The 24116-nt window shown below is 59.9% G+C and carries 25 protein-coding genes; 14 read left to right on the forward strand and 11 right to left on the reverse strand.

Features of this window, described 5'->3' with window-relative positions; translation table 11 throughout:
* Window positions 1-50 precede the first annotated feature (50 nt).
* Together IEX40_RS08635 and IEX40_RS08640 are read right to left on the reverse strand one after the other, a co-directional pair.
* A complete protein-coding gene (locus IEX40_RS08635) occupies window positions 51-1217 on the reverse strand; it encodes an isovaleryl-CoA dehydrogenase (RefSeq protein ID WP_188747297.1) in 1167 nt (388 codons plus the stop codon).
* A gap of 69 nt (window positions 1218-1286) precedes the next feature.
* Window positions 1287-1697, reverse strand: a complete 411-nt coding sequence (locus IEX40_RS08640) for a MerR family transcriptional regulator (RefSeq protein WP_188747299.1) — start codon at window positions 1695-1697, stop codon at window positions 1287-1289.
* 302 nt (window positions 1698-1999) lie between these two features.
* On the opposite strand from IEX40_RS08640, the gene IEX40_RS08645 reads away from it, so the two are divergent.
* From IEX40_RS08645 to IEX40_RS08665, 5 genes are all read left to right on the forward strand, one after another.
* Window positions 2000-2821: an ABC transporter ATP-binding protein gene (locus tag IEX40_RS08645; RefSeq protein WP_188747301.1), complete on the forward strand. Its 822-nt coding sequence runs from the start codon at window positions 2000-2002 to the stop codon at window positions 2819-2821.
* Window positions 2818-3528: an ABC transporter ATP-binding protein gene (locus tag IEX40_RS08650; protein WP_188747302.1), complete on the forward strand. Its 711-nt coding sequence runs from the start codon at window positions 2818-2820 to the stop codon at window positions 3526-3528. Before IEX40_RS08645 ends, IEX40_RS08650 begins: the two co-directional genes overlap by 4 nt.
* Before the next feature lie 93 nt (window positions 3529-3621).
* Complete coding sequence (locus IEX40_RS08655; protein WP_188747304.1) at window positions 3622-4827, forward strand: ABC transporter substrate-binding protein; 1206 nt, start codon at window positions 3622-3624, stop codon at window positions 4825-4827.
* A gap of 134 nt (window positions 4828-4961) precedes the next feature.
* Window positions 4962-5849 (forward strand): branched-chain amino acid ABC transporter permease, encoded by an 888-nt coding sequence (locus IEX40_RS08660; RefSeq protein ID WP_188747306.1) that lies wholly within the window; start codon window positions 4962-4964, stop codon window positions 5847-5849.
* Window positions 5850-5857: 8 nt separating this feature from the next.
* On the forward strand, window positions 5858-6781 hold the full coding sequence (locus IEX40_RS08665) for a branched-chain amino acid ABC transporter permease (protein ID WP_188747736.1): 924 nt from the start codon (window positions 5858-5860) through the stop codon (window positions 6779-6781).
* An 81-nt stretch (window positions 6782-6862) separates the two neighbouring features.
* Here the strand turns inward: IEX40_RS08665 and IEX40_RS08670 are convergent, their stop codons facing one another.
* Entirely contained in the window at window positions 6863-7786 is a 924-nt protein-coding gene (locus tag IEX40_RS08670) for an AraC family transcriptional regulator (protein ID WP_188747308.1), read from the reverse strand.
* A 135-nt stretch (window positions 7787-7921) separates the two neighbouring features.
* Here IEX40_RS08670 and IEX40_RS08675 point away from each other — a divergent pair, with 135 nt between their 5' ends.
* The 9 genes from IEX40_RS08675 to IEX40_RS08715 all read left to right on the forward strand — a co-directional run bounded on the left by IEX40_RS08675 (window position 7922) and on the right by IEX40_RS08715 (window position 19342).
* Window positions 7922-9415: a CoA-acylating methylmalonate-semialdehyde dehydrogenase gene (locus tag IEX40_RS08675; RefSeq protein ID WP_188747310.1), complete on the forward strand. Its 1494-nt coding sequence runs from the start codon at window positions 7922-7924 to the stop codon at window positions 9413-9415.
* A 72-nt stretch (window positions 9416-9487) separates the two neighbouring features.
* Entirely contained in the window at window positions 9488-10645 is a 1158-nt protein-coding gene (locus IEX40_RS08680; RefSeq protein WP_188747312.1) for an acyl-CoA dehydrogenase family protein, read from the forward strand.
* Between the two features lie 25 nt (window positions 10646-10670).
* A complete protein-coding gene (locus IEX40_RS08685; protein ID WP_188747314.1) occupies window positions 10671-11447 on the forward strand; it encodes an enoyl-CoA hydratase in 777 nt (258 codons plus the stop codon).
* Window positions 11448-11472: 25 nt separating this feature from the next.
* Window positions 11473-12579 carry an enoyl-CoA hydratase/isomerase family protein gene (locus IEX40_RS08690; protein WP_188747317.1) on the forward strand — a complete coding sequence of 369 codons (1107 nt, stop codon included), beginning with the start codon at window positions 11473-11475 and terminating at the stop codon, window positions 12577-12579.
* Window positions 12575-13525, forward strand: coding sequence for a 3-hydroxyisobutyrate dehydrogenase (gene mmsB, locus IEX40_RS08695; protein ID WP_268235775.1), 951 nt, complete (start codon window positions 12575-12577; stop codon window positions 13523-13525). The genes IEX40_RS08690 and mmsB overlap by 5 nt, the downstream gene beginning before the upstream one ends.
* Window positions 13526-13656: 131 nt before the next feature.
* Window positions 13657-15564, forward strand: coding sequence for a propionyl-CoA synthetase (locus IEX40_RS08700; protein ID WP_188747321.1), 1908 nt, complete (start codon window positions 13657-13659; stop codon window positions 15562-15564).
* Window positions 15565-15597: 33 nt separating this feature from the next.
* Window positions 15598-16359 (forward strand): SDR family NAD(P)-dependent oxidoreductase, encoded by a 762-nt coding sequence (locus IEX40_RS08705; protein WP_188747323.1) that lies wholly within the window; start codon window positions 15598-15600, stop codon window positions 16357-16359.
* 15 nt (window positions 16360-16374) lie between these two features.
* The gene (locus tag IEX40_RS08710) at window positions 16375-17556 is read left to right on the forward strand and encodes a thiolase family protein (protein ID WP_188747324.1); all 1182 of its coding nucleotides are present in this window, start codon (window positions 16375-16377) and stop codon (window positions 17554-17556) included.
* Window positions 17557-17692: 136 nt separating this feature from the next.
* A complete protein-coding gene (locus IEX40_RS08715; RefSeq protein ID WP_188747326.1) occupies window positions 17693-19342 on the forward strand; it encodes an AMP-binding protein in 1650 nt (549 codons plus the stop codon).
* Window positions 19343-19374: 32 nt separating this feature from the next.
* Here the strand turns inward: IEX40_RS08715 and IEX40_RS08720 are convergent, their stop codons facing one another.
* The 8 genes from IEX40_RS08720 to IEX40_RS08755 all read right to left on the reverse strand — a co-directional run bounded on the left by IEX40_RS08720 (window position 19375) and on the right by IEX40_RS08755 (window position 24055).
* On the reverse strand, window positions 19375-19824 hold the full coding sequence (locus IEX40_RS08720; protein WP_188747328.1) for a nuclear transport factor 2 family protein: 450 nt from the start codon (window positions 19822-19824) through the stop codon (window positions 19375-19377).
* A gap of 18 nt (window positions 19825-19842) precedes the next feature.
* On the reverse strand, window positions 19843-20610 hold the full coding sequence (locus IEX40_RS08725) for an SDR family NAD(P)-dependent oxidoreductase (protein ID WP_188747329.1): 768 nt from the start codon (window positions 20608-20610) through the stop codon (window positions 19843-19845).
* 3 nt (window positions 20611-20613) lie between these two features.
* Window positions 20614-21189, reverse strand: coding sequence for a DUF3833 domain-containing protein (locus IEX40_RS08730; RefSeq protein WP_188747331.1), 576 nt, complete (start codon window positions 21187-21189; stop codon window positions 20614-20616).
* A complete protein-coding gene (locus IEX40_RS08735; protein ID WP_188747332.1) occupies window positions 21186-21689 on the reverse strand; it encodes a chalcone isomerase family protein in 504 nt (167 codons plus the stop codon). The genes IEX40_RS08730 and IEX40_RS08735 overlap by 4 nt, the downstream gene beginning before the upstream one ends.
* Window positions 21686-22213 carry a DUF2878 domain-containing protein gene (locus IEX40_RS08740; protein ID WP_188747333.1) on the reverse strand — a complete coding sequence of 176 codons (528 nt, stop codon included), beginning with the start codon at window positions 22211-22213 and terminating at the stop codon, window positions 21686-21688. The genes IEX40_RS08735 and IEX40_RS08740 overlap by 4 nt, the downstream gene beginning before the upstream one ends.
* Window positions 22214-22285: 72 nt before the next feature.
* A complete protein-coding gene (locus IEX40_RS08745) occupies window positions 22286-22735 on the reverse strand; it encodes a DUF3833 family protein (protein WP_188747334.1) in 450 nt (149 codons plus the stop codon).
* 91 nt (window positions 22736-22826) lie between these two features.
* A complete protein-coding gene (locus IEX40_RS08750; RefSeq protein WP_188747335.1) occupies window positions 22827-23480 on the reverse strand; it encodes a ChrR family anti-sigma-E factor in 654 nt (217 codons plus the stop codon).
* Window positions 23480-24055, reverse strand: coding sequence for a sigma-70 family RNA polymerase sigma factor (locus IEX40_RS08755; protein WP_229680659.1), 576 nt, complete (start codon window positions 24053-24055; stop codon window positions 23480-23482). The genes IEX40_RS08750 and IEX40_RS08755 overlap by 1 nt, the downstream gene beginning before the upstream one ends.
* Between the last annotated feature and the right edge of the window lie 61 nt (window positions 24056-24116).

Consider the following 24116-nt stretch of genomic DNA (forward strand, 5'->3'; position numbering starts at 1 on the left):
GCCGTATTGGGCTTAGCATAAGTTGGTTCAGTCTGAACTGGTCTATAGGCTCAGTTGTTCAGGAACAGCTCGCGCCCGATCAGCATGCGGCGGATCTCCGAGGTGCCGGCACCGATCTCGTACAGCTTGGCGTCGCGCAGCAGACGTCCGGTCGGGAATTCGTTGATGTAGCCGTTACCGCCCAACAGCTGGATCGCATCCAGTGCCAGCTTGGTGGCGTTCTCCGCTGAGTACAGTATGGCGCCGGCGCAGTCCTTGCGGCTGGTCTCGCCACGCTCGGCGGCACGGGAGACGGTGTAGATGTAAGACTTGGACGCGTTCAACAGGGTGTACATGTCGGCCAGTTTGCCCTGCACCAGTTCGAACTCGCCGATCGCCTTGCCGAACTGCTGGCGGTCGCGGCAGTAGGGCACAACGATATCCATCGCCGCCTGCATGATTCCCAGCGGACCCCCGGACAGCACCAGACGCTCATAGTCAAGGCCGCTCATCAGTACGCGCACGCCGCCGTTGAGCTCACCGAGGATGTTCTCCTTCGGTACCGGGCAATCCTGAAACACCAGTTCGCAGGTGTTGGAGCCGCGCATACCGAGCTTGTCGAGTTTCTGATGACGGGAGAAACCGGGGAAGTCACGCTCGACGATGAACGCGGTGATGCCGCGCGGACCGGCATGAAGGTCGGTCTTGGCGTAGATCACGTAGGTGTGGGCGTCAGGACCGTTGGTGATCCACATCTTGTTGCCATTGAGCAGATAGTGGTCGCCGTTGTCGCGGGCGTGCAGCTTCATCGACACCACGTCGGAGCCGGCGTTGGGCTCGGACATCGCCAGCGCGCCGATATGCTCTCCGCTAATCAGCTTGGGCAGGTATTTCTGCTTCTGCTCTTCGGTACCGTTGCGGTGGATCTGGTTGACGCAGAGGTTAGAGTGCGCTCCGTAGGAGAGGCCCACCGACGCGGAGGCGCGGCTGATCTCCTCCATGGCGATGACATGGGCCAGGTAACCCATGTCGACACCGCCGTACTCCTCTTTAACAGTGATGCCGAGCAGGCCCATATCGCCGAACTTCCGCCACAGATCGTTGGGGAAGGCGTTTTCACGGTCGATCTCTTCAGCACGCGGGGCGATCTCGCGGCTGGCGAAGGTGTTGATCTGCTCGCGCAGCATGTCGAGGGTTTCGCCGAGGCCGAAGTTAAGGCTGGTGAACTCTGAAATCATCGTTTTTTACCTGTCTGTATTGCTTTGAAAACCGTATGGCAACCCGCTATCCGGCTGCTTTCAGGTGTCCTAGCTGGCTTTTTGTTTTTGTGTCCGTAACTCGTCTAAAGCGTCGCGGCAGCGGCGCTCTGCGTTGTCCAGTTCCAGTTGCACCATCGCGATATCTTTCAACTGCTGATCAAGCTCGGCGCGTTTCTGGTGAATGATCTCCATCAGCAGGTTGAGCTGCTTTTGGCTGCCACTGGGGGTCTCGTCCCAGAGTGAAAACAGGTCGCGGATCTCGGCGAGGGAGAATCCCAGGCGCTTGCCGCGCAGGATCAGCTTCATTCGGACCCGGTCCTGGCGGCTATAGATGCGGGTCTGGCCACGACGTGTCGGATGCAACAGTCCCTGGTCTTCGTAGAAGCGGATGCTGCGAGTGGTGACATCGAACTCGCTGGCCAGCTCGCTGATGGAGTAGCTGTTTTGTTTAGGTGCCATTGTCCCGTTCGTTTCCTTGCGCTTTTTATTCAGGCTAGAGGAAGTTTACGTTAACGTAAAGCAAAAATAAGGGTATACACCTATTCGTAATCATTGGTTACATTTGTATGTAACCTATTGATATTAAAAATTCTATGTGGTGATATTTGGCGAAAAACAGGGGTGTATTAGACTAAAGTCGTACTGGTAACTGCGTATTCGTGGTTGTTAAGTTCGGTTCCGAGCTTACGTTGACGTAAGCGACGTTCCGGGCGTTTTAGCCTGGTGAAAATAACAATAAGAACACAGGTTCCGATTACGACATGAGTACCGACTACGTACTACAAACCACTGATCTGGTTAAGGAGTTCAAGGGCTTTACCGCCGTTGACGACGTCAGTCTCAATATCGAACGAGGAAGCATCCACGCCTTGATCGGCCCCAATGGGGCGGGCAAGACCACGGTGTTCAACCTGCTGACCAAGTTCCTCAGTCCGACCCGCGGTCGGATTCTCTATAACGGACGCGATATCACGGCGATGAAACCGGCCTCTGTGGCCCGGTTGGGCCTGATCCGTTCGTTCCAGATCTCGGCTGTGTTTCCCCATCTGACCGTGTTGGAGAACGTGCGCATCGCACTGCAGCGCAAGGAATCCAACAGCTTCCATTTCTGGCGCTCGGAAAAGGTGCTGGAACCGCTGAATGCCAAAGCGCTTGAGCTGCTGGATCAGGTGGGACTGGCCGAATTCGCTCGCACGACTACCGTCGACCTTTCTTATGGCCGCAAGCGCGCGCTGGAGATCGCCACCACACTGGCGCTGGACCCGGAGCTGATGCTGCTCGACGAGCCGACTCAGGGGATGGGGCACGAGGATGTGGATGTGGTTGCGGCGCTGATCAAGAAGGTGTCGGCTAACCGCACCATTCTGATGGTCGAGCACAACCTGCATGTGGTGTCCCGTCTGGCCGATCGCATCACGGTGCTGCAGCGCGGTGCGGTGCTGACCGAAGGCGACTACGACACCGTCTCCGCCGATCCTCGAGTGAAGGAGGCGTATCTCGGTGTTGCCGCCGATGAGCAGGAGGGGGTCGAAGCTGACGCAACCTCTGGCGAAGTTGAACAACAGGAGAGGGTGACGGCATGAGCACTTACGGCGAAAAGATCCGCATCAGCGACCTGCACGCTTTCTACGGCGAGTCGCACATCCTCCATGGCATCGACCTGAACGTGAAACAGGGTGAGCTGGTGACGCTGCTCGGTCGCAATGGCGCGGGCCGTTCCACGACGCTGCGCTCGATCATGAACATGGTTGGCCGTCGCAGCGGGACGATCAATATCAACGGTCGCCAGACCATCGGTATGGCCTCCCATCGCATCGCCCACCTCGGCATCGGCTACTGCCCCGAGGAGCGCGCCATCTTCTCCAGCCTCAATGTGGAGGAGAACCTGATGCTGCCGCCGGCGGTGCGCAGCGACGGCATGTGCGTAGAGGAGATCTACGACATGTTCCCCAATCTGTACGAGCGCCGCTACAGCCAGGGTACCCGCCTCTCCGGCGGTGAGCAGCAGATGCTGGCGCTGGCCCGTATTCTGCGCTCCGGCGCCAACATACTGCTGCTCGACGAGATCACCGAAGGCCTGGCCCCGGTGATTGTGAAGAAGCTCGGCGAGGTGCTGCAGAAGCTGAAGCAGCGTGGGCTGACCATCCTGCTGGTCGAGCAGAATTTCCGTTTCGCGGCGCCGATCGCCGATCGGCACTACGTCATGGAGCATGGCCACATTGTGGAGGAGGTTGGGGCGCATGAGCTCGAAGCCCGGGCCGACATGCTGCACACCTATCTGGGCGTTTAGCCCTGTTACACCCGTTCTACCCCTTAGTGTGTTTCACCCCCTTAAGTGCAATTTAAGTGCAATAAAAATAAAAACCTCATGGAGGCGAAAAGGATGAAAGCAATCAAGAAAACCCTGCTCTGCACCGGTATCGCAGCAGCAATGACCGTATCAGCAGCCCAGGCGGCCGGTATCTCCGACGACAAGGTGAAGATCGGTGTGCTGGCGGATATGGGCGGTGTATACGCCGACATCTGTGGCGAGGGTTGTGTCACCGCCGTGCAGATGGCGGTAGAGGATTTCGGCGGCACCGTGCTTGGCAAGCCGATCGAGATCGTCAGCGCCGATGACCAGAACAAGCCGGATGTGGGCTCCAGCATTGTACGTAAGTGGATCGACAACGAGCAGGTGGACACCGTGACCGGTCTGGTGGCCAGCTCCGTTACCGGCGCCGTGGCCAAGGTGCTGACCGATTCCAAGAAGATTGCGCTGATCTCCACCTCAGCATCACATGCGTTCACCACCAAGGCCTGTTCACCCTACAACGTGCAGTGGACCTACAACGTGGTGGCACTGGCCAACGGTACCGTGAAGCCGATGGTGGGTGCCGGCAAGTGGCGCTGGTTCTTCATCACCGCCGACTACGCCTTCGGCCATGCGCTGGAGAGCGTGGCCACCGAGGTGGTCAACTCCAACGGTGGTGAGGTACTGGGCGCGGTGCGCGCTCCGCTGGGAACCACTGACTTCTCCTCCTACGTGCTGCAGGCGCAGAGCTCAGGTGCGGACGTGATCGCGCTGGCGAATGCCGGTACCGACTTCACCAACTCGCTGAAGACCGCCGCCGAGTTCGGCCTGACCCAGACCGCCGACGTGGCGGGCCTGCTGGTATTCACCTCCAACGCTCAGGCGCTGGATCCGGAGATTGCAGGTGGTATGAAGCTGACCACCGGTTTCTACTGGGACATGGATGAACAGACCCGCGAGTGGTCCAAGCGCTTCAAGGAGCGTCATGGTGCGATCCCGGCTATGGGCCAGGCGGGTGCCTACTCCATGACCATGCACTACCTGAAAGCGGTTGAGGCAGCCGGTACCGACGACTCCGATACCGTTATCCGCAAGATGAAGGAGATGAAGCCGGACGACTTCTTCGCCCGTAACGCGACGCTTCGTAACGATGGCCGCATGGTGCACGACATGTACCAGGTGCGGATCAAGCGCGCGGATGAGCGTGCCAATCCGGATGACATCTTCGCCATCGAAAACGTGATTTCCGGAGAGGAAGCGTTCGGGCCGATGCTGGCCGAGTGCGACTTCAAGTAACGGAAAACTGACGTAACAGAACGACGGCGCCGACAGGCATGTCCGGCCGGCGCCCGAGTTCGAAGAAAACCCGAGTGCAGTGCTGTAACGCTGAGCTTCGGGTCATATTCGGAATAAAACGCGGGTAGTGGGATATGGCAACATTTCTCGGCATCAATCTGTTTGGCCTGTTCGGTCAGTTGCTGGTCGGGCTGATCAACGGCTCCTTTTACGCCTTGCTCAGTCTTGGGCTGGCGATCATCTTCGGTCTGTTGAAGATCATCAATTTCGCTCAGGGTGCGATGTACATGCTGGGTGCATTTGCAGCCTGGATGGCGCTGAACTACTTCGGCATCAACTACTGGGCGGCGCTGATCCTGGTGCCTCTGGCGGTGGGATTTGCCGGTGTACTGATCGAGCGTGTTCTGCTGCGGCCGATCGCCGGTGAAGACCATCTCTACAGCCTGTTGCTGACCTTCGGTATCGCGTTGGTGCTGCAGGGTCTGTTCACCCAGATATACGGTGCGTCGGGTCAACCCTACTCGATACCCGATGCGCTGAAGGGCGGTACCAAGCTGCCGTTCATGTATCTCCCTGATTATCGCGCCTGGATCATCGTAGCCTCGGTGGTGGTCTGTGGTCTGACCTGGTTCATGATCGAGAAGACACGTCTTGGCGCCTATCTGCGCGCTGGTACCGAAAACCCGGCCATGCTGCAGGCGTTCGGTATCAACGTACCGCTGATCGTGACGCTGACCTTCGGCTTCGGTGTTGGACTGGCGGGCTTTGCCGGAGTGATGGCGGCGCCGGTTTACTCGGTATCGCCGGATATGGGCTCCAACATGCTGATCGTGGTGTTCGCCATCGTCGTTATCGGCGGCATGGGTTCCATCGGCGGCGCGATCCTGACCGGGCTCGGCATGGGCATCATCGAGGGGCTGACCAAGTACTTCTATCCCGAGGCCTCCACCACGGTGATCTTTGCCGTCATGGTGATCGTGCTGCTGCTCAAACCTGCCGGCCTGTTCGGGAAGGAGGCGTAACAATGAAAATGACAAACACAAAAATAGCACTGCTGGTCGGTCTCGGTCTACTGGCACCGCTGGTGATCTACCCGGTATTCCTGATGAAGGTGCTCTGTTTTGCACTGTTCGCCTGCGCCTTCAACCTGTTGCTCGGGTTCACCGGTCTGCTCTCATTCGGCCATGCCGCGTTCCTCGGTACCGGCGGCTACGTCACAGGCTACCTGATGATCAATACCGGATTGACGCCTGAGCTCGGTATTCTGTGCGGTACGCTGGCGGCCGGTGTGGTCGGCGCCGTGTACGGCAAGCTGGCGGTCAAGCGTGAGGGGATCTACTTCGCCATGGTCACTCTGGCGCTGGCCCAGTTGCTGTTCTTCGTTTATCTGCAGGCGCCGTTCACCGGCGGAGAGGATGGGCTGCAAGGTGTGCCGCGAGGCTTCCTGTTTGGCCTGATCGACCTGACCGATAACACGTATCTCTACTATGTGGTTTACGCGATCTTCCTGTTCGGCTTCTGGCTGGTGTACCGCACCGTGCACTCGCCGTTCGGACAGATCCTGAAGGCGATCCGCGAGAACGAGCCGCGGGCGATCTCGCTCGGCTACAACGTCAGCCAGTACAAGTGGGTTGCGTTTGTGATCTCGGCGGCGCTGGCGGGGTTGGCCGGCTCAACCAAGACGCTGGTGTTCCAGCTTGCGTCGCTGAACGATGTGCACTGGCATCTCTCCGGTGAGGTGGTACTGATGACGCTGCTCGGCGGCATGGGCACTATCGCAGGTCCCCTTGTCGGTGCCGGCGTGGTGGTCACGATCCAGAACTACCTGTCCGGTGGCGAGCTGGGTAACTACGTCAGCATCATCATGGGTGTCATCTTCATCATCTGCGTGCTGCTGTTCCGTAACGGCATCGTCGGCGAGCTGCAGCGGCTGATCAAACGTAACTTCAGTTAGTGTAAAAGGCATATGGCACGGGGTGTGGTGCCCCTTATTTTGCGGGCTTCGGCCCGCCTTTTTTATGTGCAGGATGTACGGTTACCGCGTTGAACCACCCCGATAAGCATAGGCCCCGGTACGCAGATTGCGGTACTGACTGGGTGATACGCCCATGATCTTCTTGAAGATACGGGAGAAGTAGTAGGCATCCTCGTAACCGACGGCAAAGGCGATCTCGTTGATACTGTTGCTGGTGGTGTCGAGCAGGTGGCAGGCGCGCTCGATCTTCAACTGGATGAAGTGGTTGATCGGAGTGGTGCCGGTGAGCTCCTTGTAGCGTTTGACGAAGTGGTACTTCGACAGGTTGACGCTGTCGGCCAGGGTATCGAGCGCCAGGTGTTCATGTACATGGGCCTGCATCAGGCTGTGTACCCGCTCCAGATCCAGGCTGTCGCCTTTTTGACGATTGCGCGCCAGGGGCTGCAGCAGCGCAATATGTGTCAGGATCTGGCGCAGTTGGTTGGCCGCGCAAAGGTAGGCGCTGAGGTTATAGGTGGACTCACGCAGCTCCAGCAGCGCTTCGAAGTCGCTGGCCAGCCGAGACTGTAATCCGAGCGGGGTTAGCAGTATCGGCGCGCTCTGCCGAGGCTCGCTAAGATGCGCGTAAAACGCATCGGCATCATCGCCGTGAAAATGCGCCCAGTAGATGGTCCAGGGGCGGCTCTTCAGTGCCCGGTAACTGTGGCTGACCCCTTTGGGCAGCAGTACCAGATCTCCGGCATGCACGCTGTATTTCAGTCCTTCCACCTGTAACAGTCCCGCGCCCTCCAGGCAGTAGATCAATAGGTAGTCGTCGTGCTCGACGCGCTCCATATGGTGCCCGGACGCCTGGTGATAGTAGCCGATACCCAGCGGATAGAGGCCTCGGCTGAGGGGGTGGTCGGCCAGTTGCTGCACGATTCGGCGTGGTACCACGAAGCGGATGCTCTCGGGCGGTAACGGCCAGTTTGACGGGTTGCTCATAGCTACTTTTTTCTAATAAGTGAAAATCCTAACGTAATCACAATATAGTCCATCAAGTGAACAACATTATCAATCCTGAACTCTCTGGGCGCGTGCTAAAACTACAACAAATATAACGATAACGAGGATAGAACCATGACCCAGCAAGTCCCCCTCCTGATCAACGGCGAACTGATACAGAGCCGCTCGACAACATTGATCCAGGTAACCAACCCGGCGACGCAGGAGGTGATTGCTCAGCTGCCTTGTGCCACTAGCGAAGAGGTTGAGCGCGCCGTTGCCGCAGCCAAAGCGGCGTTTGAATCATGGAAAGACACCCCGGTTGGTGATCGAGCCCGTCTGATGTTGCGTTACCAGGCATTGCTGAAAGAGCATCACGATGAACTTGCCGAAACGCTGTCGCAGGAGACCGGCAAGACCTTCGAAGACGCCAAGGGCGATATCTGGCGCGGTATTGAGGTGGTCGAGCACGCCTGCAACATCGCCTCGCTGAGCATGGGCGAAACCGTGGAGAACGTGGCACGCAAAATCGACTGCTACAGCATCACCCAGCCCCTGGGCGTCTGTGTCGGTATCACCCCGTTCAACTTCCCGGCGATGATCCCGTTGTGGATGTTCCCGATGGCGATCGCCTGCGGTAACACCTTTGTGCTCAAGCCCTCGGAGCAGGATCCGCTGACGCCGATGCGTTTGGCCGAGCTGTTCAAGCAGGCGGGCGCGCCTGACGGCCTGCTGCAGATTGTGCACGGCGGCAAAGAGGTGGTCGACCAGCTGCTGACCCACAAGGATACTCCGGCGATCTCCTTCGTCGGCTCCGTCGCGGTCGGCGAGCATATCTACCGTACCGGTACCGAACATCTGAAACGGGTACAGGCGTTCGCCGGTGCCAAGAACCACATGGTGGTGATGCCGGATGCGTCCAAAAACCAGGTGATCAATGCGATCGCCGGTGCCTCTGTCGGTGCGGCCGGTCAACGCTGCATGGCGATCTCCGTAGCGGTATTCGTCGGTGAGTCGCGCGAGTGGATCCCCGAGGTACGCGATGCCCTGGCCAAGGTTCGCCCGGGTGCTTGGAACGACCCGAAGGCCGGCTTCGGCCCGTTGATTAACCCGCAGGCTAAGGAGCGTGTGCTGCACTTTATCCAGGAGGGTAAGGCCTCTGGCGCCGAGTGCATTCTCGATGGCAGCGAATGTGTGGTCGAAGGTTACCCTGATGGCAACTGGGTTGGCCCGACCATGTTCCGCAACGTGACCACCGATATGTCGATCTACCGCGAAGAGATCTTCGGTCCGGTACTGGTCGCGCTGGAGGTGGACTCCATCGAAGAGGCGATCGAGCTGATCAACGAGAACCCCTACGGTAACGGTACCTCGATCTTCACCTCGTCCGGTGCGGCGGCACGCAAGTACCAGCACGAGATCAAGGTGGGTCAGGTCGGTATCAACGTGCCGGTGCCGGTGCCGCTGCCGATGTTCTCCTTCACCGGCTGGCGCAAGTCGTTCTACGGCGATCAGCACGCCTACGGCAAGCAGGCGGTGCGCTTCTATACCGAGACCAAGACGGTAACCGCACGCTGGTTCGAAGAGGATATCGACCACGGAGTGAATACCAGCATTCACCTGAGGTAACAGACTTAATCCATTGAAATAAAATATAAAAGCCGGGGCTGAATGCCCTGGCTGCATAAGAAGGAAACCTCTATGGATTTTGAACTGAACGAAGATCAGATCGCCTTTGCCGACATGGCGCGCGCCTTCGCGCAGAACGAGCTGGAGCCCAATGCGGCACAGTGGGATCAGGAGAGTTTTTTTCCGGTCGACGTCCTAAAGAGCGCCGGTGAGCTGGGCCTGATGGGCCTGTACACGCCGGAGGATGTGGGCGGTCTGGCACTGAGCCGTCTCGATGCCAGCATCATCTTCGAACAGCTGGCGATGGGCTGCACCTCGACCACCGCGTTCATGACCATCCACAACATGGTGTGCTGGATGATCGCCAGCTATGGCAATGCGGAAACCCGCGAAACCTGGTGCCCGCAACTGACCAGTGCCGACAAACTTGGCTCTTACTGCCTGACCGAGCCCAACGCCGGTTCCGATGCCGCCTCGTTGAAAACTACCGCCCGCCGTGACGGCGACCACTATGTCCTCAACGGCAGCAAGATCTTCATCTCCGGCGCCGGCAGTACCGACGTACTGGTGGTGATGGCACGTACCGGCGGCGAGGGTCCGAAAGGGATCTCCGCGTTCGTGGTCGATGCCAAGGCTGAAGGGATCAGCTACGGTCGCAAAGAGGACAAGATGGGCTGGAACAGCCAACCGACCCGCGCCATCACCTTCGACGGCGTGCGTGTACCGGCTTCAGCTTTGCTGGGCGAAGAGGGGCAGGGTTTCAGCATCGCCATGAAGGCGCTCGACGGTGGCCGTATCAATATCGCTACCTGCTCCATCGGTACCGCCCAAGCGGCGCTGAACCGCGCCCGTGATTATCTGCATGAGCGCAAGCAGTTCGGTCGCGAGATCGGCGAGTTCCAGGCCCTGCAGTTCACCCTGGCCGACATGGTCACCGAGCTGGTGGCAGCGCGGCAGATGGTGCGTCTGGCCGCCAGCAAACTGGACGCCGGTGATGCTGACAAGACCGCTTACTGTGCCATGGCCAAGCGCTTTGCCACGGACGTCGGTTTCCGCGTCTGCGATCAGGCGCTGCAGCTGTTCGGCGGCAACGGCTATATCAAGGAGTATCCGATGGAGCGTTATGTGCGCGACAGCCGTGTACACCGCATCCTTGAGGGTACCAATGAGATCATGCGTGTGATCATCGCGCGCCGGGCGCTGATGCAGGATGCCGCGGATCTGCTGTGATCGCGATTTAGAAGGAGTCACGAATATGACAGATGCACTGATTATCGAAAAACAGGGCCACACTGCGGTCATCACCATGAACAACCCGCCGGCCAACACCTGGACCGCGGAGAGCCTCAAGGCGTTGACCGAAGCGGTGAAGTCACTGAATGCCGACCGTGATGTCTATGCGCTGGTACTGCGCAGCACCAGTGACAAATTCTTCTCCGCCGGTGCCGACCTGAAGCTGTTCGCCGACGGCGACAAGTCGGTCGCCCGCGATATGGCGCGTCTGTTCGGTGAGGCGTTTGAGACGCTGGCGCAGTTCCGTGGCGTGTCGATCGCGGCGATCAACGGTTTCGCCATGGGCGGAGGTCTGGAAGTGGCGCTGGCATGCGATCTGCGCGTGGCTGAGGAGCAGGCACAGATGGCGCTGCCGGAAGCGAAAGTAGGCTTGTTGCCCTGCGCCGGTGGCACCCAGAACCTGACCCGACTGGTGGGCGAGGGCTGGGCCAAGCGGATGATCCTCTGCGGCGAGCGTATCACAGCAGCCAAGGCGCTGGAGATAGGTCTGGTCGAGGAGATGGTTAGCAAGGGCCAGGCCTACGAGCGTGCACTGGAGTTGGCCAAGCAGGTGGAGCAGCAGAGCCCGATCGCCGTGACCGCCTGCAAGCAGCTGATCCAGAACAGCCGCAGCGCACATCTGAACCAGGGTTATATCCTTGAGCGTGAGCTGTTCGTCGACCTGTTCGACAGCGAGGATCAGCGCGAAGGGGTCAACGCCTTCCTGCAGAAGCGTGCACCCGAATGGAAGAATCAGTAACAGGCCAGACGAGAGAGGATTGCCGATGAGCTGCGTACTGTTTAACGAGATACCGACACAGGATGGCAAACGGATCATCGAGATCCGCCTCAATGCCGAGCGCTCGCTGAATGCGCTGACCATGGAGATGGTCGAGCTGATCCAGCCGAAACTGGACGCCTGCCGTGACGATGACAGCGTCGTCGCACTGATCCTCGACAGCGCCGGCGAGAAGGCGTTCTGCGCCGGTGGCGATATCGTCAACATGTACAAGTCGATCAAGGGTGAGGGGGCAAAGGACTTCGCCGAGATATTCTTTACCCGCGAGTACAAGCTCGACTACACCCTGCACACCTACCCGAAGCCGATCATCTGCTGGGGCAGCGGTATCGTCATGGGCGGCGGTATGGGGCTGATGAACGGCTGCAGCTACCGCGTGGTTACCGAAACCACGCATATGGCGATGCCGGAGGTGACCATCGGCCTCTACCCGGATGTGGGCGGTAGCTGGTTCCTCAATCATATGCCGGGACGTACCGGCCTGTTCCTCGGCCTGACCGGCAACCCGATCAACGCTCCCGACGCGCTCTACCTGGGTCTGGCCGACCGTTTCATCCTCTCCGAACTGCGCACCGCGCTGGTGGAGCGACTGCAGCTCGCAGACTGGCAGGGCGACGCAAAGACAGCCGTGAACACTGTGCTGCGGGAGCTGGAACAGCAGTCCCAGCCCCAACTGGCCGAGATGGCCGGCCCGATCCGCCAGCACGCGGAGTTGATCCGTCGTGTCACCGACCACGACAACCTGGAGGCGATGCAGGCGGCGCTGCTGGCCGAGGACGGCAGCGACAAGTGGGTGGTGCGGGCGCAGAAAGCACTGAGCCACGGCAGCCCGCTGTCGGTGCGGATCATCGCCCGCCAGTTGGAGCGCTGCCGCCACCTGTCACTGAAAGAGGTGTTCGAACGTGAACTTGAGCTGTCGGTGCAGTGCTGCCGTCACTCCGAGTTCCCCGAAGGGATACGTGCACTGCTGATCGACAAGGACGGCAAGCCGGACTGGATGTTCAAGTCGGTGGCCGAAGTCGATCCAAGGGTGCTGGATAGCTTTTTCGAGTCGCCCTGGGCGGTCAATCCGCTGAGCGAACAGCTGAATTAACCAAGCGGGCACCGGTAAACCCCGCCGGCGCCACCAACAGAATAAGGATAAGAGAATGGCAACTATCGCATTTATCGGCCTCGGCCACATGGGTGGCCCGATGGCGATCAACCTGGTCAAGGCCGGGCACAACGTTCACGTGTTCGACCTGGTCGACACACAGGTGCAGGAGGTGGCCGCAGAAGGTGCCCAGGCAGCGGCCAGCGCCGTTGACGCGGTTTCCGACGCGGATTTCGTGATCTCCATGCTGCCGGCCGGCAAGCATGTGGAGACGCTCTATGTCACCGGCGATCAGCCGCTGTTTGATGCGGTGAAGAAAAGTGCCTTGATCATCGACTCCTCCACCATCGATGCGGCCACCGCGCAGCGTGTGGCCAAGGTCGGTACCGAGCGCGGCCTCAACTTTATCGATGCGCCGGTTTCCGGTGGTGTCGGTGGCGCCAAGGCGGGCACGCTGGCGTTCATGGTCGGCGCTTCGGATGCGCAGTTCGCGCAGGCCAAGCCGATCCTTGAGTGCATGGGTAAAAACATCTTCCACGCCGGTGACCATGGCGCCGGTCAGATCGCCAAGGCGTGTAACAACCTGCTACTCGGCGTACTGATGACCGGCACCTGTGAAGCGCTGAATCTGGGCGTCAAGAACGGCCTGGACCCGGCGGTGCTGTCCGAAATCATGAAGCAGAGCTCCGGAAACAACTGGGCGCTGCAGGTCTACAACCCCTATCCGGGGGTGATGCCGGGTGTGCCCTCCAGCAACGACTACCAGGGCGGCTTCATGGTCGACCTGATGTACAAGGACCTGGGGCTGGCGATGGAGCTGAGCCAGCAGAGCGCCTCGCCGGTGCCAATGGGCTCCAACGCGCGGGCGCTGTTCAACCTGCATAAGGCCAAGGGCAACGGCACGTTGGATTTCTCCAGTGTACTGCGCCTGTACCAGGACAAGTAATCGCTCAAGCAGTTAATTCGATCACTCGGCTGTCGTCGCTACCCCCTCTAACGGCGCGGCAGTCGATGCTATCCATCGGGCGATGGTCGAGGGTGGACCGTGCCTAAAAACAACAATAACGAGGTTGAACGATGGGTTACACCGACGAGTATCAGGCCGCACTTGAGAATGGTGAGCACTACTGGGCCGAGCAGGCCGAGCGCATCCATTGGTTCCGTAAACCGCAGACAACGCTGAAAAAGACCGAGTCCGGCACCTGGAACTGGTATCCGGACGGCGAACTGAACAGCTGCTACCTGGCGTTGGATCATCAGATCGCCCAGGGCCGTGGCGAGCAGGTGGCGCTTTACTACGACTCCCCGGTCACCGGCAGCAAGCAGGCGATCAGCTACAACGCGCTACGCGACAAGGTGGCCCGCTTTGCCGGTGCACTGCGTAGCCACGGGGTGGAGAAGGGCGATACGGTGCTGATCTACATGCCGATGATCCCGGAAGCGGCGGTGGCGATGCTCGCCTGTGCCCGTCTCGGTGCCGTGCACTCGGTGGTGTTCGGTGGTTTCGCCCCGCATGAGATGGCGGTCCGCATCGACGACGCCGAACCCAAGGTGATCCTGACCGCCTCCTGCGGTATCGAGTTCGACAAGACTATCGCCTACAAGCCACTGGTGGACCTGGCGATCGCCACTGCCAAGCACAAACCACGCTGCACCATCGTCTGCCAGCGCCCGCTGCTGAAAGCCGAGTTGAATAATGCTCGGGATCTGGACTGGGAGCAGGTGCAGGAGGGCGTCGAGCCGGCTGAGTGTGTGCCGGTGCGCGGTGAAGACCCGCTCTATATCCTCTACACCTCAGGTACCACAGGACAGCCGAAGGGGATCGTCCGCGATAACGGCGGCCACGCGGTGGCGCTCAGCTATGCGCTGAACAACGTCTACGGCATGAACGAGGGTGATGTCTGGTGGGGCGCGTCCGATATCGGCTGGGTGGTCGGCCACTCCTTCATCGTCTACGGCCCGCTGATGGGTGGCTGTAGCAGCATCTTCTTCGAGGGCAAGCCGGTACGAACCCCGGATGCCGGTACTTATTGGCGCGTGATCGCCGAGTATGGCGTCAACTCCATGTTCTGCGCGCCCACTGCGTTCCGCGCGATTCGCAAGGAGGATCCGAACGGTGAGCTGGCCAGGCAACATGACTTGTCCAGCCTGCGCTGGATCTTCGTTGCCGGTGAGAAGCTGGACTCTTCCACCTATAACTGGCTCTCCGAACTGCTGAAGGTGCCGGTGCTGGACCACTGGTGGCAGACCGAGACCGGCTGGCCGATGACCGCGCCGATGATGGGCTTGACCGACCCGGCTGAACCGCGCCTTGGCTCTACCCATAAACCGCTGCCCGGCTATGACATCCGCGTGGTGGATGGGGAGGGCAACGAGGTGCCGGTGGGCGAGGCAGGGCATATCTGCGTCAAGCTGCCGATGCCGCCGGGCGTGGCCTGGAGCATCTGGAACAACGATGAGCGTTTCGTCAGCTCCTACCTGACCGCCTTCCCCGGTTACTACCACACCGGCGATGGCGGCTACCGCGACGACGAGGGCTACATCTACATCACCGGGCGTACCGACGATGTGATCAACGTGGCCGGACATCGTCTTTCCACCGGTGAGATGGAAGAGGTGGTCTCTGCCCATCCGGCCGTAGCCGAGTGCGCGGTGATAGGGGTGAACGACGAACTGAAGGGGCAGCTGCCGGTGGGGTTGGTGGTGATCAAGGCCGGTGAGGAGATCGACGAAGCGCAGCTGCAGGCCGAGCTGGTACAGCGGGTACGCGATCAGGTCGGTGCACTGGCCTGCTTCCGTCGAGCCGTGGTGGTCAAACGACTGCCGAAGACCCGCTCCGGCAAGATCCTGCGCGCGACACTGCGCAAGATCGCCGCTGCCGAGCCCTACAAGATGCCGTCCACTATCGACGATGCCAGCATTCTGGATGAGATCACTGAGCGCCTGCAGCAGGCAGGATTTGACCGCGCGAAGGCACCAGAGTAGTACGAAAAAATACGTTAAAACAGGCGGATAAGTATGGAACTTAAACAAGTACCGGCAGTTGTGACCGGTGGTGCGTCGGGTCTTGGTGAGGGGGCGGCACGCGTGCTCGCCGCAGCCGGTTGTCGCGTGGCGATCCTCGACCTGCAGCAGGAGCGTGGTGAAGCGGTCGCGCGTGAGATCGGCGGCATCTTCGTCAAGTGTGACGTTACCTCTGCCGAGAGCGCCGAGGCGGCATTTGCGGCCGCCCGCGAGGCGCATGGCCCCTGCGGTATCGCGGTGAGCTGCGCCGGTGTCGCACCAGCGGGGCGAATTGTCGGCAAAAAGGGGCCGATGCCGCTGGATGATTTTGCCCGTGTCATCCAGATCAACCTGATCGGCACCTTCAATATCCTGCGCCTCGCCGCTGCCGATATTGCCGAGCGCGCGGCGAATGACGATGGCGAACGTGGTGTGATCGTCAATACCGCCTCGATTGCCGCCTACGAGGGGCAGGTCGGCCAAGCCGCCTATGCCGCCTCCAAGGGTGGGGTCGTTTCGCTGACGTTGCCGGCAGCACGTGAGTTGGCCCGGCAGGGGATCCGCGTCAACACCATCGCCCCGGGTCTGTTCATGACGCCGATGATGGCGGGATTCAGCGAGGAGGTGCAGCAGAGTCTGGCCGCTACACTGCCGTTTCCGCAGCGTCTGGGTAAGCCGGAGGAGTTCGGCATGCTGGTGGAGCAGATCGCACGCAACCCGCTGCTAAACGGTGAAACTATCCGTCTCGACTGTGCGTTGCGCATGGCGCCGCGTTAATAGAGGAACAATAGAATGTCCGATAATAGCGTTGTAATTGTTGGTGCGGCCCGTACCCCGATGGGCGGCATGCTGGGCGAGCTCAGTGATGTGCGCAGCCCCGATCTGGGCGCCGTGGCTATCGGTGCCGCCGTGGATCGCGCCGGGCTGACAGCGGATGCTATCGACGAGGTGGTGATGGGCTGTGTGCTGCCGGCCGGTCTCGGCCAGGCACCGGCGCGCCAGGCCTCGCGCAAGGCGGGTATCCCCGACAGCGCGGGTTGCACCACGGTTAACAAGATGTGCGGTTCCGGCATGAAGGCGGTGATGCTGGCCCATGACCAGTTGCTCGCGGGAAGTGCCCGGATCATGGTCGCCGGTGGCATGGAGAACATGAGCCAGGCACCCTACCTGTTGCCGAAGGCGCGCGCCGGAATGCGCATGGGGCACGGTCAGGTGATCGACTCCATGTTCTTCGACGGTCTGGAAGATGCGTACGAGGGCGGACTGATGGGCGTGTTTGCCCAGCGTACCGCCGATCTCTGCGAAGTCAGTCGCGAAGAGATGGACCAGTTCGCCATCGGTTCGCTGAACCGGGCGCTGGAGGCGATCAACAGCGGCGCGTTCCGCGACGAGATTGCACCAGTCAGCGTCAAGACTCGCGCTGGAGAGGTAGTAGTCGATACCGACGAGCAGCCCGGCAACGCCCGCCCGGAGAAGATTCCGCAGCTGCGCCCGGCGTTCAGCAAGGACGGCAGCGTTACCGCCGCCAACTCCAGCTCAATCAGCGACGGCGCCTCGGCATTGGTGCTGACCACCCAGGCGGAAGCCGAGGCGCGGCAACTCAAGCCGATGGCGCGCATCGTTGCCCACGCAACTCATGCCCGTTTGCCAGCCGAGTTCACGCTGGCGCCAATCGGCTCCATCGAGAAGGTGCTTCAGCGCGCTGGCTGGAGCAAGGATGACGTGGATCTGTTTGAGATCAACGAAGCCTTTGCCGTAGTGACGTTGCTGGCAATACGTGAACTGGGGCTTGATCCGGACAAGGTCAACGTCCACGGCGGTGCCTGCGCACTGGGCCATCCGATCGGGTCCTCCGGTTCGCGCATCATCGTCACCCTGATCCATGCGCTGAAGCAGCGAGGGCTCAAGCGTGGCGTGGCGTCGCTCTGCATCGGCGGCGGTGAGGCGACGGCGGTGGCGATCGAGCTTCTCTAACTCTTCGATCTTTCCCGTAAAAGCGAGTCAGCAGCGCTCCTCCAATGGGAGGCGCGCCGGGCTGCCCTTATGCCCGAACTCCACTCGCAACATAGGGATAGTCGATCACGAATAACAACAATAAGCAGGTACTGCGATGAACAACGTTAAATACAGCGACTTCATGCGCGACTTCAGCGTCGACACCATACTGAACCGCTTCGTCGGCGACTACGAAAACGGCATCAATGTTTGTCAGGAGATCTGTGACCACCACGCGGATGATCCGAGCCGCGTGGCCCTGCGCTACGAGCGCATCGACGGCTCCACTGGTGAGTTGACCTTCCACGAACTGCTACAGCGCTCGGCTCAGTTCGCCAACTTCCTCACCAGCCAGGGGATAGGGCGGGGCGACCGTGTGGCCTGCCTGCTGCCGAGAACACCTGAGCTGCTGATCAGCCTGTTGGGTACTCTGCGGGTCGGTGGTGTCTACCAGCCACTGTTCACCGCCTTCGGCAGCGGCGCCATCGAGTACCGCCTGGAACGCGCCGATACCAAGCTGATCATCACCAATCCGGAGCAATGGACGAAGTTGAAGGATGTGGCCGGGCCGCCGCGCACCATGTTGGTCGCCGACGCTTACCATCCGCTCGCGGGCGAAGCGAACTTCCTGTTCGATGAGGCTCAAAACGGGCAGAGCACCGAATTTGAGCCGGTACGCCTGGGGCCCGATGAACCCTTCCTGCAGATGTTCACCTCCGGTACTACCGGCAAGTCCAAGGGCGTGTCGGTACCGGTACGCGCACTGCCGGCGTTCTGGGTCTATATGCGTTATGCCATCGGTCTGCGCGCGACTGATAACTTCTGGAACGTGGCCGATCCGGGCTGGGCCTACGGTCTGTATTACGCCATTGTGGGCCCAATGCTGCTCGGCTGCACCACACACTTCAACGAAGCGGGGTTCAGTGCCGAGAACACCTTCAGTTTCCTCGAGCGCTATAAGATCACCAACTTTGCCGCCGCGCCGACCGCTTACCGCATGCTGATGGCCAACGACAAACTGCTGGCGAACTACCCCGGCATCAAGCTGCGTGTCGCCAACAGCGCCGGCGAGCCGCTGAATCCGGAGGTGGTGAACTGGGTGCGCCGCGCCTTAAGTTGCCGTGTCTGCGACCAGTACGGCCAGACCGAGACCGGCATGACCGCCGCCAACTTCCATGAACTCAGCCATACCCACCGCGACGCGAGCATGGGCTACGCACTACCCGGTTACCGTCTGGTGGCACTGGATGCGGACTTCAACGAGGTGGGCGAGGGGGAGACCGGCGAACTGGCGATCGATATGGAGAATTCGCCGCTCTACTTCTTCCAGGGCTACACCTGGGGCGAGAAGAGCCCCTACCAGGGCCGCTATTATCTGACCGGCGATGTCGTCATCAGCAACGGCGACGGCGCACACTCCTACACCGGTCGAGATGACGACATCATCGCCTCGGCGGGCTACCGCATCGGGCCCGCCGACGTGGAGAACACCCTGCTCGAACATGAAGCGGTGATCGAGAGCGCGGTGGTCGGCAAGCCCTGCGACAAGCGCGGCTATATCGTCAAAGCCTACGTGGTGACCCACCCGGAATATGATGCCGATGAAGCGTTGATCGAGGCGCTGCAGCAGCATGTACGCAACCGCCTGTCGACCCACGCCTTCCCACGTGAGATCGCCTTCGTCACCGAACTGCCGAAGACCTCCAGCGGGAAACTGCAGCGCTACCTGCTGCGTCAGCAGGCGATGGAGGAGTTGAAGGGCTGATTGGCTGATGAATAGGCCCGGGGTTACCGGGCCTATGTCGATTCTTTTTCAATTTGTCCCGCTTTGTTACGCACCGACTTCACGATCCGCCCGAGTAGCGGTATACCATCCATGATCCGGCTACCGTCCCAGTAATCCTGGTGGTGGCTTATTTTGCCTTCCGCATTGATCAGTATGTGGCTGACTCCTTCAGCGTGTATCGCTTTGGTGATGTTGCTGAAGGCGCTGAACTCCCAGATCAGATAGCCGCCGGTCGGGGTGGCATCGATCTGTTTAACCCTGAACTGGATATTGTCGAGACTGGCGAACATATCCATCATCACGGCGCGGTAGCCTGCCTTGCTGGTGGTGTGGTTAAACGGGTCCTTGAACTCGACATCCTCAGCCAGCAGTTGCAGCATCTGATCCACTCTGTCGGGAGTGAGAGTCTGCAGCAGATCGGCGTATCGTCTCAGCAGCGTTTCGTGTTCGGTATTGGTCATTCAGTGTGACTCAAGGTTTCAGGCTGTCAGTTTCCGTACCAGAGGAAAGTACCATGCATAGGGCAGGCAGCGGAGCAGTTTGAGCACAGAGGTAAAACGGGCCGGAAAGCTGATCTCGAATCGGTTTGAATCGAGCCCTTTGATAATCCACTCCGCTGCCTGCTCCGGCTCCACCAGAGCGGGCATGGTGAATTCGTTCTTGTCGGTGAGTGGCGTGCGAACAAATCCGGGATTGATCAACCGCAGGTCGATATCGCTGCCGACCAGGTCGAGCTTCAGCGATTCGGCCAGATTGATCAGTGCCGCCTTGCTTGCGCCGTATGCAGCAGCGGTTGGCAAGCCGCGGTAACCGGCGACTGAGGCCATGATCGCGATCTGGCCCCGACCACGCTTAAGACAGCATTTCAGGCTTGGATCGAGCGAGCGTAGCGTGCCGCTGAGGTTGGTGTGCATCAGTGCTTCGACCCGCTCGGCGCTGAACTCCTGGGCGGTGAAGGGGTCGTGCGTGCCGGCGTTGAGGATGATCAGATCCGGCAGCCTGCTGTTGTGCTCCCATTTCTCGAAACAGCGCTCTATCGCCGCTTGATCGGTAACATCCAGCGGGCAGGGGGTCAGCACTCCCGGCATATCCTTGAGCTCGTGCGCCAGCGCTTCGAGCACATCACTACGTCGCGCGCTGGCATAGACGTTTACGCCCTGCCGGCAGAGTGTCACGGCCAGTGCCCGGCCAATACCCTGGCTAGCCCCGGTTACCCAGGCAGTTTGCCTGATGTGTTTCGTTTTCATCGTTTACTCCTCCACTCGGCAATTGGGCCGGAGGGGCCGGGAAGGCTTATCACTGACACGGTGTATAGCCAGCGTGATCTCGCCCACTTCGAAGCCAAACTTGGTCATGCGGGTGCGGTTAATCAGGTGATCTTCACTGACCAGATAGAGCCAGTCGTCGAGGGTCAGGTCGATGCTGTCGCCGTCGTCCAGCGCGACTCTCAACACATACTGCCAATTGAGGGTATTGCCGGCGATTATTCCTTGGGCGTCTCCGATGACATCGCCAGCACTGCCGGTCAGCCGGTTGTCGGTCTGCTCAAGTCGCCAGCAGCGCCACTGCTCTTCGCCGTCATTGAAATGGAACTGCTCATCAAGGACGCCCCGCGTGCCGTTCCACTTGCCGACGATGTTCGCAGTGAAGCGGCGTGTAACCTCGCCGGAACGGTCCTGCACGATGCCCACAGCCAGCAGTTGGCCATTAAAGAAGGTCGCGGGTACGAATGCCGGCTCGCTATTGCGATACTGTTCAATCCTGGTGCTACAGCTCGCCAGGGTCAGCAGGCTCAGCAGTGTCAAACTGCGGGTCAGGATATTCATGATTCTCCCTTAAGCTGTCGGCTTAGGTGTGGAAACGAGCTGTTTTCCGCCAGCCAGATCGCCAGAAAGGCTTTGGCGAACTGGCTATCGTCGATCTGGCCGATCGGTTGCTCGTTGAAGTGGAAGGTGCCGCCGCTGGCGGTGAGCTCGAAACTGAGGCTGTCGCCGGGCCGGATCTCGCTAGGCCAGAAGCGGGTTAGGCTCTGCAGTTGTCGTTCGGTCTGCTGCGTTGGCAGGCCGGGAGCGACCTGTTGTAACTCATTTCGGGTTGCGTCGATCAGATCATCTCGTTCAATTGCACGCAGGTAATCCAATTTGAGCAGCAAGGGGACAGTGATGCCGTGGTAGCGCCCATCGGCCGTGTACAGCTTTACGTCGTAGATCTCCCAGAGCAGCACCCGGAGCCTTGCTTCACCGACCAGTTGGTACTGGGTGTTGGCCATTAATGGGCTACTCATCACCGCCAGCAGCAAGAGAAGTAGATGAGCTGTGATCTTCATAAAGCCCCCGATGCCTGGTTCCTGGTGCCGAAGTTTTGCCCGAGCCAGAGCAGTGCCGGCAGCAGCGCTGCCCAGAGCGGCACCAGTATCAGCAGACTGGTCGAAGTGGTGTATCCCAGCTTCACCGCCCCCAGCTGGGCGCCCAGCAGATAGCTACCGCTACCGGCCACACCGCCCAACAGCCCGGCGAGATAAGGGTGAGTCGCGAGCGGTTTGAGTCCCTGGCGCAGGGTGGCGGCAAAGCAGCACCACAGCAGTGCTAGCCAGAGCGGAGGTACGGCCGGGGCGCGCTCGAAATGAAAAACACCGCTGAGCAGCAGCAGCGTGTCGAGAAGGTAGCCGAAGGTGGCGGTGATCAAAATTAACTGTAACTCGGCCAGTCGATCGCTGTGCAGGAGAAGGTGGCCCGACAGCAGCAGAATCAACCAGGGCAGGCTCTCGTTTTGCAGCAAAACCGCGAGCCACCAGCAGAGCTGAAAACCCACCAGATTGATAATGATGTGTTCGCTGATGCCAGATTTCATCCGCCGCTCCGATAGTAACTCTGTTAATTAGCTACGTTGTAGCGCGCGCTTTGGATCAGCTGAACTCGACAATCACCGCCGTGTAAACGCCAGCGTGACACTGCCGACATGAACGCCCCATTTGCTCAATCGAGCGCGGTTGATTAGCACCCCATCGGCCATCAGGAACATCTGATCGTTGAAATCGATACGGACTGTGCGTTGTCCTACCGAAAGGTTAAGCTGATAGCGCCAAAACAGCCGGTTACCCTCGATCTTGCCTGCAGCCGGCTTAGAAAGGTCTGCGGCCACGCCACGATATTGGATGGAGCTGAGTCGTTGGATTCGCCAGGTACGCTGCTGGAGTTCGCCATTGTCATATTCGAACGACTCATGGAGAACCAGGGTGTCGCCCTCGATACGACCCTCCAGATCGACTACCAGTTGCCGTCGGCAGCGGCCAAAAGGTGTTTCGAATATTCCATAGGCGCGGGTTGTGCCCTGGAAATAGTCAAACAGATCGAAGTGTTCCGGAAAGCTCATCGCTAATGCCCTGTGCTGTGCAGTCACCTGTTACTACGTGGCTGCGGGGCAATCAGATCATCTCCGGGATCGGGTGCCAGCGTCTGAACGATCAGAACCCGGTCAGGGGTTGCACGATCCGCCCCAGCAGCGAGGTGAAGCGCAGCGGGCCGTCGGTGGCAATGAGACAGATACAGGTCTCAGGGCTGTCGACCAGCGGTTGGTGCTCGATAGCATCATCGATATCGGCGATATCGCCGCTGGCGAAGCGTCCCACCTCGTCGACAAAAGAGCCGCGCAGGACCATGGTCAACTCGTTTCCGGTATGGGTGTGAGGCAGCACCGATTTGCCGGGCGCTATCCGCAACAGTTTACTGGCGCCTGTGCCCTGGCAGGGCAGGTCAACATAGGCAAAGCCGGGTGCCAGACTCTTCCACGCCAGTTCATCCAGCGGTTTGTCGATGTAGGGCCAAAGCGGTGCAGGAACATCGGCAGGTGGGGGGCTCGGGGCTTTCGGTGTCGGCTCGGAAGCCTCCTCACCGTCCAATGCGTCGAGCAGGTTTTGCAGCGCAGCGTCGCTGAGATCGACCGGTTGCAAGCGCTCCAGCATCTCGCCTCCTAGAACCTCCATCTCGCCGCATCGCTTCCGGCACTCCCCGCAGACCGAGAGGTGACAGGCGACAACCAGCGCCATGGAGTTGGTCAGAGCGCCCGAGGTATAGCTCACCAACGTGGCGTCATCGAGATGGTGACGTATCGTCGTCATTACTCACCCTCCCAAAAGTTACGCAGTTTCGCGCTGGCGAGGCGGATGCGCGCCTTCACGCTGCCCAATGGAATGCCCAGCTTGGCCGCGATTTCGGCGTGGGCTCGACCCTCGAAGTAAGACATGTAGATCACCTGCGCCTGCTCGGGCGGGAGTTCATTGATAGCTGTTTTCATCTTGTGTCGTATCAGGTGCAGCTCACCGGGCTCGTGGTCGCTGTCCTGTGTATCCTCTTCGTAACCGTCCAGCGAGCAGGTTGGATATTTCTGCTTGCGCATCCAGTCGATCGCCTTGTTCCGTGCCAGGGTATAGATCCAGGCACCGGCTTCGGCACGTGCGGGGTCGAAGCTTCCCGCCTTACGCCAGATCGTCAGCATTGACTCCTGTACGAGCTCCTCAACGACCGACTCCAGCACACCCAGCCGCAACATGTAGCTTTTGAGCAAAGGAGCGTAGTGCTGAAAGATCTGCACAAACAGCGCCCGGTCACCGGTTTTGGCCATGCTGGCCAACAGTTGTGACCAGTCGGTATCACCATGCGCTCTCAGTGAAGGCAAAGGCACAACCTTTTTCACGCTGACTCCTGACAGTTTTTCTTTGTCAATGTTTACGACCCCGGATGCGTTTTGGATCACT

The sequence above is a fragment of the Marinobacterium zhoushanense genome, assembly GCF_014641945.1.
In the GTDB taxonomy this organism is placed as follows: Bacteria; Pseudomonadota; Gammaproteobacteria; order Pseudomonadales; family Balneatricaceae; genus Marinobacterium_D; species Marinobacterium_D zhoushanense.

Coding starts and splice junctions, on each gene's coding strand:
- IEX40_RS08635 (WP_188747297.1), bottom strand. CDS start 1,217: ATGATTTCAGAGTTCACCAGCCTTAACTTCGGCCTCGGCGAAACCCTC.
- IEX40_RS08640 (WP_188747299.1), bottom strand. CDS start 1,697: ATGGCACCTAAACAAAACAGCTACTCCATCAGCGAGCTGGCCAGCGAG.
- IEX40_RS08645 (WP_188747301.1), top strand. CDS start 2,000: ATGAGTACCGACTACGTACTACAAACCACTGATCTGGTTAAGGAGTTC.
- IEX40_RS08650 (WP_188747302.1), top strand. CDS start 2,818: ATGAGCACTTACGGCGAAAAGATCCGCATCAGCGACCTGCACGCTTTC.
- IEX40_RS08655 (WP_188747304.1), top strand. CDS start 3,622: ATGAAAGCAATCAAGAAAACCCTGCTCTGCACCGGTATCGCAGCAGCA.
- IEX40_RS08660 (WP_188747306.1), top strand. CDS start 4,962: ATGGCAACATTTCTCGGCATCAATCTGTTTGGCCTGTTCGGTCAGTTG.
- IEX40_RS08665 (WP_188747736.1), top strand. CDS start 5,858: ATGACAAACACAAAAATAGCACTGCTGGTCGGTCTCGGTCTACTGGCA.
- IEX40_RS08670 (WP_188747308.1), bottom strand. CDS start 7,786: ATGAGCAACCCGTCAAACTGGCCGTTACCGCCCGAGAGCATCCGCTTC.
- IEX40_RS08675 (WP_188747310.1), top strand. CDS start 7,922: ATGACCCAGCAAGTCCCCCTCCTGATCAACGGCGAACTGATACAGAGC.
- IEX40_RS08680 (WP_188747312.1), top strand. CDS start 9,488: ATGGATTTTGAACTGAACGAAGATCAGATCGCCTTTGCCGACATGGCG.
- IEX40_RS08685 (WP_188747314.1), top strand. CDS start 10,671: ATGACAGATGCACTGATTATCGAAAAACAGGGCCACACTGCGGTCATC.
- IEX40_RS08690 (WP_188747317.1), top strand. CDS start 11,473: ATGAGCTGCGTACTGTTTAACGAGATACCGACACAGGATGGCAAACGG.
- IEX40_RS08700 (WP_188747321.1), top strand. CDS start 13,657: ATGGGTTACACCGACGAGTATCAGGCCGCACTTGAGAATGGTGAGCAC.
- IEX40_RS08705 (WP_188747323.1), top strand. CDS start 15,598: ATGGAACTTAAACAAGTACCGGCAGTTGTGACCGGTGGTGCGTCGGGT.
- IEX40_RS08710 (WP_188747324.1), top strand. CDS start 16,375: ATGTCCGATAATAGCGTTGTAATTGTTGGTGCGGCCCGTACCCCGATG.
- IEX40_RS08715 (WP_188747326.1), top strand. CDS start 17,693: ATGAACAACGTTAAATACAGCGACTTCATGCGCGACTTCAGCGTCGAC.
- IEX40_RS08720 (WP_188747328.1), bottom strand. CDS start 19,824: ATGACCAATACCGAACACGAAACGCTGCTGAGACGATACGCCGATCTG.
- IEX40_RS08725 (WP_188747329.1), bottom strand. CDS start 20,610: ATGAAAACGAAACACATCAGGCAAACTGCCTGGGTAACCGGGGCTAGC.
- IEX40_RS08730 (WP_188747331.1), bottom strand. CDS start 21,189: ATGAATATCCTGACCCGCAGTTTGACACTGCTGAGCCTGCTGACCCTG.
- IEX40_RS08735 (WP_188747332.1), bottom strand. CDS start 21,689: ATGAAGATCACAGCTCATCTACTTCTCTTGCTGCTGGCGGTGATGAGT.
- IEX40_RS08740 (WP_188747333.1), bottom strand. CDS start 22,213: ATGAAATCTGGCATCAGCGAACACATCATTATCAATCTGGTGGGTTTT.
- IEX40_RS08745 (WP_188747334.1), bottom strand. CDS start 22,735: ATGAGCTTTCCGGAACACTTCGATCTGTTTGACTATTTCCAGGGCACA.
- IEX40_RS08750 (WP_188747335.1), bottom strand. CDS start 23,480: ATGACGACGATACGTCACCATCTCGATGACGCCACGTTGGTGAGCTAT.